This is a genomic window from Escherichia whittamii (assembly GCF_014836715.1).
GTDB classification, from domain to species: Bacteria; Pseudomonadota; Gammaproteobacteria; order Enterobacterales; family Enterobacteriaceae; genus Escherichia; species Escherichia whittamii.
In genome coordinates this window covers 80,990-93,585 of sequence record NZ_JACSQI010000012.1, presented here as the reverse complement: position 1 = coordinate 93,585, position 12,596 = coordinate 80,990, and the positions used below count along the sequence as shown (strand labels likewise).

Genomic DNA, 12,596 nt, shown 5'->3' with positions numbered 1-12,596 from the left:
CTACAAACTCCTTTGCGATAATCCTTGCAAAATCAGGTCGATATGACATGTCACCGTCTGGTTAATCAGTTCGGTCTTTTCTTCATCGAACGCGGTCCAGCCGGTGCGTAACAGAATCGTTTCTTTACCAAGACGAAACGCCAGAATCTCGCCAAGTAATGCATGGGTATGGAGGATCATGCGGGTATCGTTGGCATCACAACCGGTCCAGGCGGCAATCAGACGCGTAAGATGGCTGTGTAGCGGGCTAATCACCTGTTCATGCACCAGATGGTAGGCCGCCGTGGGAGAGAGCTGCTCACGGGAGATAAACTTGCTGAGGTTGACGGTGTCATCCTGGGTGAGCAGTTGAATCATGTTCCTGCAGGCGCGAAGGATCAATTCGCGGATGGCAGCGCGATCCGGCTGTGGTTGCGCGAACAAGCGTTCGGCTTCCTCGGCGTGTGGGCGGAACTGCTCGCCAATAAAATCGGCAATCCACTGGGCGCAGGCGAGATATAAATCTTCTTTTGAACCGAAGTAGTAGGTGATGGCAGCAATATTCTGCCCGGCCAGGGCGGCGATTTCGCGGGTGGTGGCGTTCATTCCGTACTCGCCAAACTGCGCCAGTGCGGCGGCAATCAGCTGTTTTTTCGCCTGTTCACCCTTGATTGTCATGGCGGGATTATTCATCGCACAGTCCATTCTTAATCAAATGATTGATTAAGATTATGACTCCTTATCGGAGTTGTCCAGTATGGCTAACTCTTTTTGCAATGCCAGCAATAGGGATAATTTATGCGCCGCGTCACAAAAACTGCTACACTCCGCTCCCTCATGACATTGTGGTTTTTGTCATTTTCCTTTTCAGTATCTCCCTGAAAACTACACCGGTAACGGTCGGGGCGGTTCGGAGTAGTTATGTCTTTCGATTCTTTGGGTTTAAGCCCTGATATCCTGCGCGCCGTTGCCGAGCAAGGTTACCGTGAACCCACCCCTATTCAGCAGCAGGCGATCCCTGCGGTGCTGGAAGGCCGCGACCTGATGGCCAGTGCCCAGACCGGCACGGGCAAAACAGCGGGCTTTACGCTGCCGCTGTTGCAACACCTGATTTCCCGCGAGCCGCACGCCAAAGGGCGTCGTCCGGTACGTGCGTTGATCCTCACCCCGACCCGTGAACTGGCGGCGCAGATTGGCGAAAACGTCCGTGATTACAGCAAATACCTGAACATTCGTTCGCTGGTGGTGTTTGGCGGCGTCAGCATTAACCCGCAGATGATGAAGCTGCGCGGCGGCGTTGACGTGCTGGTGGCAACACCGGGGCGTCTGCTGGACCTGGAACATCAAAACGCGGTGAAACTGGACCAGATAGAAATCCTCGTCCTTGATGAAGCTGACCGCATGCTCGACATGGGCTTTATCCACGATATCCGTCGCGTGCTGACTAAACTGCCAGCGAAGCGCCAGAACCTGTTGTTCTCCGCAACCTTCTCTGACGATATTAAAGCTCTGGCGGAAAAACTGCTGCATAACCCACTGGAAATTGAAGTGGCACGCCGCAATACCGCGTCTGCTCAGGTGACACAACACGTTCACTTTGTCGATAAGAAACGCAAACGGGAACTGTTGTCACACATGATTGGTAAAGGCAACTGGCAGCAGGTGCTGGTGTTTACCCGTACCAAACATGGCGCTAACCATCTGGCTGAACAATTAAATAAAGATGGTATTCGCAGTGCGGCGATCCACGGTAATAAATCGCAAGGTGCGCGTACCCGTGCGCTGGCTGATTTTAAATCGGGCGATATTCGTGTACTGGTGGCAACTGACATCGCTGCGCGTGGCCTGGATATTGAAGAACTACCGCACGTCGTCAACTACGAGTTGCCAAACGTACCGGAAGATTATGTCCACCGTATCGGGCGTACTGGCCGTGCGGCGGCAACTGGAGAAGCGTTGTCGCTGGTGTGTGTTGATGAACACAAGCTGCTGCGTGATATCGAAAAATTGCTGAAAAAAGAGATCCCGCGTATTGCGATTCCGGGCTATGAGCCGGACCCGTCAATCAAAGCCGAACCGATCCAGAATGGTCGCCAGCAACGTGGCGGCGGCGGTCGTGGGCAGGGCGGTGGTCGCGGTCAACAGCAACCACGCCGTGCAGAAGGTGGCGCGAAATCAGCTAGCGCGAAACCTGCAGAAAAACCGTCTCGTCGTCTCGGCGATGCCAAACCGGCAGGCGAACAACAACGTCGTCGCCGTCCGCGTAAACCTGCCGCTGCGCAGTAATTTTTTATGCCGGGCTATGCCCGGCATCTTCGCCACAAGTCTCTTTCTACCGCAATTTCACCCTGGAGAATTTACGATCAAAAAATGCAATTTATTATTAATTGCGCTATCTTTAATTATAAATTGCATGCCGTATACAAAGAGGTTAGCGCATTATGGCACCAGAAACGATTGATCACTCAACCTTACATAAACTGGTTGAATCTGGCGTAGTGGATGCAGCACACGTTATTGGCACCCAGGGCGGCTGGTCGTTGACCGTGAAATACGGTCACACTGAACGGCCTCTTGCAGCACAACGCAGTCGGCAAATTCGCTTGTTTAAACGGCTGGAAACGGTTGTCAACTACCTGAAAGATGTTGGTATTGCCCGGTTTGAAGTCGACGCCTCTAATTACGACCCGGACGGTCAGATGAAAACGACCCGACCTGACAGGGCAGAGGCATTAAAACGTGCTCATGAAGCTGCTGCGTATGATGCCTGGTTTCGTGAACAGGTGCAGGCCGCCATTGACGACCCACGCCCGGTGCTCTCTCATGAAGAGGCCAAAAGTCTATTTGCTGCCCGTAAAAAAGCATTGTTGAAGGGGGATTAATGCGTCTGGAATGGAAGCCAATGTCCCTGTCTGACAGGGAGCAAATCATGGAATACATCAGTAAAGATAATCCGCAAGCGGCAATTGCCCTTGATAATCAATTTGAAAACATTGCGGAACAGGCCTGTGAACGCCCTGAAATGTATCGTGCCGGACGAGTCGCTGGTACTCATGAAGCCGTTGTCAGACCGCATTATGTGCTTGTTTATCAAGTGGAGGGCGATACGCTCTCGGTACTGCGCGTTTTGCATACCGCCCTGCAATGGCCGCCAGCGGAATAAGCCTGTGTACAATGTCTTTTGCTGCGCAATGATGTTTCTTTAGCTGCGGGAAACCCCCGCATCCAGAAAACGTTATTGCGAGCCGCTTTCCAGAAACAGAAAAACCATTACCCCTGAAAACCGAAAAATGCCACAATAATGGCTGTTTATACAGTATTTCAGGTTTTCTCATGGCATTAACCGCCGCGCTTAAAGCGCAAATCGCCGCCTGGTATAAGGCGCTTCAGGAACAGATCCCCGACTTTATTCCCCGTGCGCCGCAGCGGCAGATGATTGCGGACGTCGCCAAAACGCTGGCCGGAGAAGAAGGGCGCCATCTGGCGATTGAAGCTCCCACAGGCGTTGGGAAAACGCTCTCCTATTTGATCCCCGGCATCGCTATTGCCCGCGAAGAGCAAAAAACGCTGGTGGTGAGTACCGCCAACGTGGCGTTGCAGGATCAGGTCTACAGCAAAGATTTACCGCTGCTGAAAAAGATCATTCCCGATCTTAAATTCACTGCCGCTTTTGGGCGTGGGCGCTACGTTTGCCCGCGTAACCTGACAGCGCTCGCCAGCACTGAACCCACACAACAGGACCTGCTCGCGTTTCTCGACGATGAACTCACGCCGAACAATCAGGAAGAGCAAAAACGCTGTGCCAAGCTGAAGGGCGATCTCGATACATATAAGTGGGATGGTCTGCGCGATCATACTGATATCGCTATTGATGATGATCTCTGGCGTCGTTTGAGCACCGATAAAGCCAGCTGCCTCAACCGCAACTGTTACTACTATCGCGAATGCCCGTTTTTTGTTGCTCGTCGGGAAATTCAGGAAGCGGAAGTGGTGGTGGCAAACCATGCGCTGGTGATGGCGGCGATGGAAAGCGAAGCGGTATTGCCTGACCCGAAAAATTTGCTACTGGTGCTGGATGAAGGTCATCACCTGCCAGATGTAGCGCGGGATGCGCTGGAGATGAGCGCCGAAATCACCGCGCCCTGGTATCGGCTACAGCTGGACTTGTTCACGAAACTGGTCGCTACCTGCATGGAGCAGTTTCGCCCGAAGACGATCCCACCGCTGGCGATCCCCGAGCGTTTGAATGCGCATTGTGAAGAGTTGTATGAACTTATTGCCTCTTTAAACAACATCCTAAATCTTTATATGCCTGCCGGGCAGGAAGCTGAACACCGTTTTGCGATGGGCGAACTGCCTGATGAAGTGCTGGAGATCTGTCAGCGGCTGGCAAAACTCACCGAGATGCTGCGTGGGCTGGCGGAGTTATTCCTCAATGATTTAAGCGAGAAAACCGGCAGCCACGACATTGTGCGTCTGCATCGGTTGATTTTGCAGATGAACCGCGCGCTGGGGATGTTTGAGGCACAAAGCAAACTCTGGCGGCTGGCTTCGCTGGCGCAATCTTCCGGTGCGCCAGTGACCAAATGGGCGACGCGGGAAGAGCGTGACGGGCAGTTACATCTCTGGTTTCACTGCGTGGGGATCCGCGTCAGCGATCAGCTGGAAAGACTGCTGTGGCGCAGCATTCCGCACATTATTGTCACTTCTGCGACCTTGCGTTCGCTAAACAGTTTTTCGCGATTGCAGGAGATGAGCGGGCTGAAAGAGAAAGCGGGCGACCGCTTTGTGGCGCTGGATTCACCGTTCAACCATTGCGAGCAGGGCAAAATTGTTATTCCACGGATGCGCTATGAGCCTTCCATCGACAACGAAGAACAGCACATTGCTGAAATGGCGGCGTTCTTCCGTGAGCAGGTGGAGAGTAAAAAACATCTCGGTATGTTAGTGCTGTTTGCCAGCGGGCGTGCGATGCAGCGGTTTCTCGACTATGTGACGGATTTACGCCTGATGCTGCTGGTACAGGGCGATCAGCCGCGCTATCGCTTAGTTGAACTGCACCGCAAACGTGTTGCTAACGGCGAGCGCAGCGTACTGGTTGGTTTACAGTCTTTTGCCGAAGGTCTGGATCTGAAAGGCGATCTGCTAAGTCAGGTGCATATCCATAAAATTGCCTTCCCGCCTATCGACAGTCCGGTGGTGATCACCGAAGGCGAATGGCTAAAAAGTCTCAATCGCTATCCGTTTGAGGTGCAAAGCCTGCCGAGCGCTTCGTTTAACCTGATCCAGCAGGTCGGGCGTCTTATTCGAAGCCACAGTTGCTGGGGCGAAGTGGTTATCTACGACAAACGCTTGTTGACCAAAAATTATGGCAAGCGACTACTGGATGCATTACCGGTATTTCCGATTGAGCAACCGGAAGTCCCTGAAGGTATAGTTAAAAAGAAAGAAAAAGCGAAATCCCCACGCCGTCGGCGGCGTTAATGATGTGAGTCAGGTAAGGAGTCGTAAATGGACTATCGCAAAATCATTAAAGAGATCGGGCGCGGGAAAAACCACGCGCGCGATTTAGACCAGGATACGGCGCGCGGTCTGTATGCCCATATGCTCAACGGTGAAGTGCCTGATCTTGAGTTGGGCGGTGTATTGATTGCGCTGCGTATCAAAGGGGAAGGGGAAGCAGAGATGCTTGGTTTTTACGAAGCCATGCAAAATCACACTATCAAGCTGACGCCGCCTGCCGGTAAGCCGATGCCGATTGTCATCCCCAGTTACAACGGTGCGCGTAAACAGGCCAACCTGACGCCGTTGCTGGCACTTCTGCTACACAAACTCGGTTTTCCTGTGGTGGTTCACGGCGTCAGCGAGGATCCAACTCGTGTGTTGACCGAAACCATTTTCGAACTGATGGGGATAGCACCAACGCGACATGCCGGACAAGCGCAGGCGAAGCTCGACGAACATCAACCTGTCTTTATGCCTGTTGGCGCGTTTTGCCCGCCGCTGGAAAAACAACTGGCAATGCGCTGGCGGATGGGCGTGCGTAACAGTGCACATACCCTGGCGAAACTGGCGACGCCATTTGCCGAAGGTGAGGCGCTGCGTCTTTCCAGCGTCTCGCATCCGGAATACATCGGGCGAGTCGCGAAATTCTTTAGCGATATTGGCGGACGGGCACTGTTAATGCACGGCACCGAAGGCGAAGTTTATGCTAATCCGCAACGCTGCCCGCAAATCAATTTGATCGGCCGTGAAGGGATGCGGGTGCTGTATGAAAAACAGGACACAGCTGGCAGCGAGCTACTGCCACAAGCCAAAGACCCGAAAACCACGGCGCAGTGGATTGAACGTTGCCTGGCTGGCAGCGAACCGATTCCCCAGTCACTAAAAATCCAGATGGCTTGCTGCCTGCTGGCGGCGCGCGAAGTGGCAACCATTAGCGACGGCCTGGCGCGCGTTAACCAGGCATTTTAATTTTTCTCTCCGCCGGATGAGCACTGTCATCCGGCCTTTACCCCACCGCAATATGAAATTCCTGCATCTTTATTGACCTTCCCGCGTCTGGCGCGCAGCATAAAAAAGCAACAGGCATATAACATAAACAGGAGTTAACTATGGAAAGTGGTCATCGCTTTTATGCGCAGACGCTACACCGTTTTATTCAGGCTGTATTTCGTCAGATGGGGAGCGAGGAACAGGAAGCAAAATTAGTTGCCGATCATTTAATCGCGGCAAATCTGGCTGGGCATGATTCACATGGTATTGGCATGATCCCAAGCTATGTGCATTCCTGGCGCCTGGGTTCTTTGCAAATCAACCATCACGCCAAAATTATCAAAGAGGCGGGGGCTGTGGTCACGCTTGATGGCGATCGCGCATTTGGTCAGGTGGCGGCACACGAAGCGATGGCGCTGGGGATTGAGAAAGCGCATCAGCACGGCATTGCTGCCGTGGCGCTACATAACTCGCATCATATCGGCCGAATCGGTTATTGGGCGGAACAGTGCGCGGCGGCGGGGTTTGTTTCTATCCACTTTGTTAACGTGGTCGGTATTCCAATGGTTGCACCGTTCCACGGCCGCGACAGCCGCTTTGGCACCAATCCGTTCTGTGTGATTTTCCCACGTAAAGATAATTTCCCACTGTTGCTTGATTACGCCACCAGCGCCATCGCATTTGGTAAAACTCGCGTCGCCTGGCATAAAGGTGTCCCCGTGCCGCCAGGCTGCCTGATTGATGTTAACGGCGTCCCGACGACAAATCCGGCGGTCATGCAGGAGTCGCCGTTGGGTTCGTTGTTGACCTTTGCCGAACATAAAGGCTACGCCCTGGCGGCGATGTGTGAAATTCTTGGCGGGGCGCTTTCTGGCGGTAAAACGACGCATCAGGAAACGTTACAAACCAGTCCCGATGCCATTCTTAACTGCATGACCACTATCATCATCAATCCGGAACTGTTCGGCGCGCCGGATTGTAGCGCGCAGACCGAAGCCTTTGCCGAGTGGGTGAAAGCTTCGCCGCATGATGAAGATAAGCCGATTTTGCTACCGGGTGAGTGGGAAGTGAACACGCGTCGCGAACGGCAGGAGTTGGGGATCCCATTGGATGCGGGAAGCTGGCAGGCCATTTGTGATGCGGCGCGACAGGTTGGTATGCCGGAAGAGACGTTGCAGGCTTTCTGTCAGCAGTTAGCCAGCTAAAAAAAAGCCCGTCCAGTGTCGGACGGGCAAACAAGGGTAACATAGGATCAATGAGGGTTAGAGCATATGCGTCTGTCGGCAAACAGACAGGGAAATACCTTTGCTGAATGTAGCGTAAACGCCATATCCGACCAACGGTTCGGATTTTGTAGGCCTGACAAGACGGGGTAGCGTCGCATCAGGCATCTGTTGTCGGATGCAGTCTAAACGTCTTATCCAACCTACGAATTACTTATAGATAACCGCAGTTCCGCTTAATTTATTGTTGTTGGTGGCAGAAGTGATGCTGTATCCACTCGCACCGGCAGCCGCAGCTTTTTCAGCCAGTTTCGCTTCCAGAGCATCGAGGGTGGACGCGCCATCGGCAGACACAACACCGATTTTATTCATGTTCTGGGCCTGAGATGACGTTACCGGCTCCGCCGCAAACACGCCAAATGACAGAGTTGAAAGAGCCATAGCAGCAACAACAGTTTTGATAGTTTTCATAATTAATCTCTCGCAGGTGATTTTGTTTAAGTGACGTTGTTTCGTCGATGTGATGAGTATCACGTTTTCTTACGAGAGATAAAATCGAAGAGAATTGACCACCTTGTTCAAATAAATTGATTGATATCTAACATGCTGATAATTCATTCATTTGTTGTATTTATGAATCATCTTTCTACCACGTGGCGGTCACGGCTGCGTTAAAGGCACGGAATGCCACGCAAAATACAAATTATACTGGCTCTACATTATGCCTGTTGTAGTTAACGTAACTGGCTGTCTTTCGAACCTCTGCGATTATATCCTGTATGAGCCGGCTTTTGTAAATCTTTCTCCTGCTGGCAATGAATGCATAAGCGCACGCCAGGAATGGCTTCCCGACGGGCCTGCGGGATGGGCGCGCCACACTCTTCACATTCATACAGGCTCTCGCCACGCGGAATTTCACCCCGAGCGCGGGCAATCGCATCTTCAATTGTACTGTTGATCTGTTCGTTGACGGCGTCATCGTTAGCCCAACCGGATGCCATATCGCCCTCCCCATATCAATGCTTGTACAGTTAAGTGTAGCTAATATAGGGGCGAACTCGGGCAGTTCAAGCGTCAGATCTCCGACCATTCCCGCAGCAGATTATGATAAAGATTGAGTAGCGACAGGATCTCTTCACTTTCGCCGTAGTGGCTTTTCAGCGACTGAATATTGTTGTCCAGTTCAAACAGCATGGCGCGCTTTTTATCATCGCGGATCATCGACTGGATCCACATAAATGATGCCACTCGCACGCCGCGGGTTACGGGTGTCACGCAATGCAGGCTGCTGGAGGGATACAACACCAGATCGCCTGCCGGGAGTTTTACCCGATGTTGCCCGAAGGTGTCATTAACGACCAGTTCGCCGCCGTCGTAGCTTTCTGGATCGCTTAAAAACAGCGTGGCAGAAAGGTCAGTGCGCATCCAGCCGTTTTGTGGATGGCTGCGTACTGCGCCATCCACATGAAAACCATAGGTTTCATTGTTCTGATAGCGATTAAACAGCGGCGTGGAAAGGGTACGCGGCAAGGCAGCGGCAAAGAACAAAGCATGTTGGTTAACCGCGTTCAGTACCTCATTTTGCAAGGCGGCGTACAGGGCGCTGCGTGTGTCTACCTGTTGATTGTTCTTAACTTGTGCGCCTTGTGCGCCGGTTGTGACGCGTCCATCTACCCATTCGGCTTGTTCCAGTTGTTCAAGAAAACGCGCGACGTCGTGTGGCGATAACACGCCGGGAATGTGGTACATCATACAAGTTCTCCAAAAAGTGGGGCTTTCACCCCACCCCGATTTTTAACAGCAGGTGCTTTGTTCATGCCGGATGCGGCGTGAACGCCTTATCCGGCCTACCAAATGATGTGAACTCAATGTGTTGCACAACCTTGTAGGCCTGATAAGCGCAGCGCATCAGGCAGTCCTGTTCTCGCCATCAACATTAGTGAGCCCTGCGCCCCACATCTGAATCAGAAATGCATATTGGCCGTGAGCAAGAAGGTTCTTGGCTCGCCCGGGTGATAACGGTATCCGCTCTTGTTAATTGAGGCGACGTAATCGGTATCAAACAGGTTGTAGACGTTTAGCTGGAAGTCGAGATTGCGATTGACGCGATACCCCAGTTTGGCATCGGCGACCCAATAACCTTCGGTAAACGCCGGAGTTCCCACCGCGCCGTCTGAACCTTTATGCATACTGCCGATATAGCGTGCGCCCGCGCCAACGGAGATATCATCGGTTGCCTGATACTGGCTCCATAAGGTAAAGGCGTGCTCCGGCGTATATGGCAGTGATGATGAACCATCCTGAGCCACATCCGCACCATTTTTAATGGTCGCTTTTTGCTGGGTATATCCGCCAATCATCTGCCACGCGGGAGTTATATTCCCGGCCACGGATATCTCATAGCCTTCGACGCGTTTCTTACCGTATTGTGAGTAAGTCCCGTCATCGTTTTGCTCAACTTCATTTTCGATATCAGTACGGAACAGCGCGGCGGTAAGCAACAGGCGTTTATCCAGCACCTGCCATTTGGTGCCAATCTCACTGGTTTTCGCTTTTTGCGGTTTAAAGTCGGTGCGACTGGCACTGTTACCGCTGCCAGACTGTGCAAGAGCGAAATTACTGCCGCCTGGTGGTTGTTGGGAAACAGCATAGTTCACATAGACATTGCCATTGTCTGTCAGGTGATACAGCGCCCCGGCTTTCCAGTTCTCCAGGTTGCCAGACTTCGCGGTGTCGACAGTGGTTACCGGAGAACCGTTTGCCACGCCAGTTGGGCAGGTGACGGCACCGCGACCAGTGCCGCCGCAGGCGGTAGCACTGTCATATTCAGTGTGATAATTGTCCAGTCGAACTCCGCCGTTCAGCTCAAAATCACGGGTGATTTGCAGCGTATCGAAGGCATAAATCGCAAAGGTATCTGTTTGACCGTTGGCATTGGCACCGTTGCGCGTCAGGCCGCCAGGATGAATGCTGCTGTCAGGATGATAAATATTCACCGCCGGTAACGTCACCGGATTAACCCCGTAGTTGGTCTGCGTTTCACGGGTAAATTCCACGCCGGTACTGACGTCATGACCGATAGAACCAGTATAAAATGTGGTGGTCAGGTTGGTCTGGTTGGTGAGAATTTTATTACTCACATCTTTGGTATTCGCCGTGCGTGACCACGTCCAGCTATTCACATCGCTGGTGGGCTGGGTAATATTTGATGCCCCGCCCATAATCGCCGTCATCAGGTAATCCTGCTTCACGCGCGACCAACGCGTAGTGTTGCGAATGGTGGTGTTATCGTTGATGTCGTGCTCAAAACGCATGGTAGCGGTGTCGGTGGTCGAATCGTCGTAATCGGAATCCGTCCCATAAAAGTTATGCGTATCAACTTTTCCGGAATGATTCAGTGCCGCCGTTCCCGCAGAAGGGGCGGAATAGCCCGGCAAACCGATGGTTGGAATACCGCCGTCTGGCGTGTTGTGCTGGGTGACATGCAGATAATTAAGATACAAACGATTCGCTGTACCGAGGCCAAAAGCTACGGAAGGGGCGACGCCGTAACGCTCATTTTTGACCTTATCGCGCCCGGCATCGTGCGTTTTTTCGCCCATTACATTCAGACGTACGGCGGTGGTGTCACCAATCACCTGGTTGACGTCCAGCGTGCCGCGACGGAACCAGGCACTACCAATACTGGCGGAGGCGTCAATGCCGGAATCATTACGCGGCTGTTTGCTGATCATATTGATCGAGCCAGTCGGCGCGCTGCGCCCGTAGTCGGTGCCGGACGGCCCTTTAATCACTTCGACCTGTTCGGTATTGAAGGTGTCGCGCGAAACGCTGCCAATATCTCGAATGCCATCGATATAAATACTGTTAGAGGTATCGGCACCACGCATATAAATGGCGTCGCCAGTGGTGGAGTTACCGTTCTCACCAGCAAAAAACGCACCCACGCCGGGGACGTTTTTGAGCGCGTCGGTAAGGTTGGTTGCGCCCTGATCTTTAATCACCTGTTCAGAAATCACCGTCATCGTGCGGGTAGTATCCGCTACCGGACGGGAGAATTTCGGATCGGCAGATTTAAGTGGCGCATAAAGCGAAGGCGTTGACGCCTCGACAACCAGTGTGTCATCAGCGTTGTTTTGCCCTTCGGCGGCGAGTGCCTGTGCCACAGGCGTGATGCCAATACAAAGGCCGGCAAAGAACGTGAGCGAATGAAATTGTCTGGCAGGGAAATTGCGATTGTTTTCCATTTTGCAGGTGACTTTTTCTTATATGTTGAAGTTTTCACTGTCACGAGAAAGCATCTCTGCGGATGCGATGCCACTGTTAATCCCGTAATAGCGCTCGTGCAAGTGATAATAATTTTGATAAGCATTATCACTTGGCGCGATTTTCTATCACCCCTGAAGCGAAAAGAAACACATTTATTTACATTTAGTTCATATTTGATGTTTTTTGATTACAAAATGGACGAAAACTGCATCCAGAGGCGAATGCAGTTACGTTGGTGTGGTTATTTGTAGATGGTTGCGGTACCGAACATCTGATCATTTCCTCCCGCGGAATTAATGACATAACCTTTCGCACCTTGTTCGCGCGCTTTTTCTGCCAGTTTATCCTCCAGATCGCTTAGGTTGGATGCGCCAGTTGCCGAAACGGTTCCGGCTGGCCTTAGTTGGCCGCTGTCCTGGTTACTCAGTGGTTGTGCGGCATAAGCCGTGACAGTGATTCCGCTCAGGACGGTGGCAATCAGTAGTGTGAGGCACTTTCTCATAATGACATCCTCATAAATACAACGGGTAGTGCCTGATAAGTGTAGGTCGCCTGCGCGATGCAAATGACGCAAAAAATTGACAGAGATGTGCTTATTTTTTGAACGATATATTTTTACAAAACAAGACA

Annotated in this window: 12 protein-coding genes; 6 read left to right on the top strand and 6 right to left on the bottom strand. The window is 52.2% G+C overall.

Annotated features, from left to right (window positions below):
- A complete protein-coding gene (cecR, locus tag H9644_RS17175; protein ID WP_191775596.1) occupies window positions 1–672 on the bottom strand; it encodes a DNA-binding transcriptional regulator CecR in 672 nt (223 codons plus the stop codon).
- 228 nt (window positions 673–900) lie between these two features.
- Between cecR and rhlE the strand changes: the two genes are divergently transcribed.
- From rhlE to hcxB, 6 genes are all read left to right on the top strand, one after another.
- The gene (gene rhlE / locus H9644_RS17170) at window positions 901–2,265 is read left to right on the top strand and encodes an ATP-dependent RNA helicase RhlE (RefSeq protein ID WP_191775594.1); all 1,365 of its coding nucleotides are present in this window, start codon (window positions 901–903) and stop codon (window positions 2,263–2,265) included.
- A 155-nt stretch (window positions 2,266–2,420) separates the two neighbouring features.
- Window positions 2,421–2,861 (top strand): antitoxin PaaA2 family protein, encoded by a 441-nt coding sequence (locus tag H9644_RS17165; protein ID WP_191775592.1) that lies wholly within the window; start codon window positions 2,421–2,423, stop codon window positions 2,859–2,861.
- Window positions 2,861–3,142 carry a type II toxin-antitoxin system RelE/ParE family toxin gene (locus H9644_RS17160; RefSeq protein ID WP_191775590.1) on the top strand — a complete coding sequence of 94 codons (282 nt, stop codon included), beginning with the start codon at window positions 2,861–2,863 and terminating at the stop codon, window positions 3,140–3,142. The genes H9644_RS17165 and H9644_RS17160 overlap by 1 nt, the downstream gene beginning before the upstream one ends.
- Window positions 3,143–3,312: 170 nt before the next feature.
- The gene (gene dinG / locus H9644_RS17155; RefSeq protein WP_191775588.1) at window positions 3,313–5,463 is read left to right on the top strand and encodes an ATP-dependent DNA helicase DinG; all 2,151 of its coding nucleotides are present in this window, start codon (window positions 3,313–3,315) and stop codon (window positions 5,461–5,463) included.
- Window positions 5,464–5,490: 27 nt separating this feature from the next.
- Complete coding sequence (ybiB, locus tag H9644_RS17150) at window positions 5,491–6,453, top strand: DNA-binding protein YbiB (RefSeq protein WP_191775586.1); 963 nt, start codon at window positions 5,491–5,493, stop codon at window positions 6,451–6,453.
- 140 nt (window positions 6,454–6,593) lie between these two features.
- The gene (hcxB, locus tag H9644_RS17145; RefSeq protein WP_135522967.1) at window positions 6,594–7,679 is read left to right on the top strand and encodes a hydroxycarboxylate dehydrogenase HcXB; all 1,086 of its coding nucleotides are present in this window, start codon (window positions 6,594–6,596) and stop codon (window positions 7,677–7,679) included.
- Between the two features lie 228 nt (window positions 7,680–7,907).
- Here hcxB and ybiJ read toward each other — a convergent pair whose 3' ends face one another.
- The 5 genes from ybiJ to mcbA all read right to left on the bottom strand — a co-directional run bounded on the left by ybiJ (window position 7,908) and on the right by mcbA (window position 12,468).
- Window positions 7,908–8,168 (bottom strand): DUF1471 family protein YbiJ, encoded by a 261-nt coding sequence (gene ybiJ, locus H9644_RS17140; protein ID WP_064530104.1) that lies wholly within the window; start codon window positions 8,166–8,168, stop codon window positions 7,908–7,910.
- Window positions 8,169–8,431: 263 nt separating this feature from the next.
- Entirely contained in the window at window positions 8,432–8,698 is a 267-nt protein-coding gene (gene ybiI, locus H9644_RS17135; RefSeq protein WP_191775584.1) for a C4-type zinc finger protein YbiI, read from the bottom strand.
- Window positions 8,699–8,771: 73 nt separating this feature from the next.
- Window positions 8,772–9,449: a PKHD-type hydroxylase YbiX gene (ybiX, locus tag H9644_RS17130; protein WP_191775582.1), complete on the bottom strand. Its 678-nt coding sequence runs from the start codon at window positions 9,447–9,449 to the stop codon at window positions 8,772–8,774.
- A gap of 212 nt (window positions 9,450–9,661) precedes the next feature.
- On the bottom strand, window positions 9,662–11,944 hold the full coding sequence (locus H9644_RS17125; protein WP_191775580.1) for a catecholate siderophore receptor Fiu: 2,283 nt from the start codon (window positions 11,942–11,944) through the stop codon (window positions 9,662–9,664).
- A gap of 263 nt (window positions 11,945–12,207) precedes the next feature.
- Window positions 12,208–12,468 carry a DUF1471 family periplasmic protein McbA gene (gene mcbA / locus H9644_RS17120; protein ID WP_191775571.1) on the bottom strand — a complete coding sequence of 87 codons (261 nt, stop codon included), beginning with the start codon at window positions 12,466–12,468 and terminating at the stop codon, window positions 12,208–12,210.
- Between the last annotated feature and the right edge of the window lie 128 nt (window positions 12,469–12,596).

Excerpts from the sequence above, each read along its gene's own strand:
- ybiI (WP_191775584.1), bottom strand. The coding sequence starts at position 8,698 with ATGGCATCCGGTTGGGCTAACGATGACGCCGTCAACGAACAGATCAAC.
- ybiB (WP_191775586.1), top strand. The coding sequence starts at position 5,491 with ATGGACTATCGCAAAATCATTAAAGAGATCGGGCGCGGGAAAAACCAC.
- H9644_RS17160 (WP_191775590.1), top strand. The coding sequence starts at position 2,861 with ATGCGTCTGGAATGGAAGCCAATGTCCCTGTCTGACAGGGAGCAAATC.
- cecR (WP_191775596.1), bottom strand. The coding sequence starts at position 672 with ATGAATAATCCCGCCATGACAATCAAGGGTGAACAGGCGAAAAAACAG.
- dinG (WP_191775588.1), top strand. The coding sequence starts at position 3,313 with ATGGCATTAACCGCCGCGCTTAAAGCGCAAATCGCCGCCTGGTATAAG.
- ybiX (WP_191775582.1), bottom strand. The coding sequence starts at position 9,449 with ATGATGTACCACATTCCCGGCGTGTTATCGCCACACGACGTCGCGCGT.
- hcxB (WP_135522967.1), top strand. The coding sequence starts at position 6,594 with ATGGAAAGTGGTCATCGCTTTTATGCGCAGACGCTACACCGTTTTATT.
- H9644_RS17125 (WP_191775580.1), bottom strand. The coding sequence starts at position 11,944 with ATGGAAAACAATCGCAATTTCCCTGCCAGACAATTTCATTCGCTCACG.
- rhlE (WP_191775594.1), top strand. The coding sequence starts at position 901 with ATGTCTTTCGATTCTTTGGGTTTAAGCCCTGATATCCTGCGCGCCGTT.
- mcbA (WP_191775571.1), bottom strand. The coding sequence starts at position 12,468 with ATGAGAAAGTGCCTCACACTACTGATTGCCACCGTCCTGAGCGGAATC.
- H9644_RS17165 (WP_191775592.1), top strand. The coding sequence starts at position 2,421 with ATGGCACCAGAAACGATTGATCACTCAACCTTACATAAACTGGTTGAA.
- ybiJ (WP_064530104.1), bottom strand. The coding sequence starts at position 8,168 with ATGAAAACTATCAAAACTGTTGTTGCTGCTATGGCTCTTTCAACTCTG.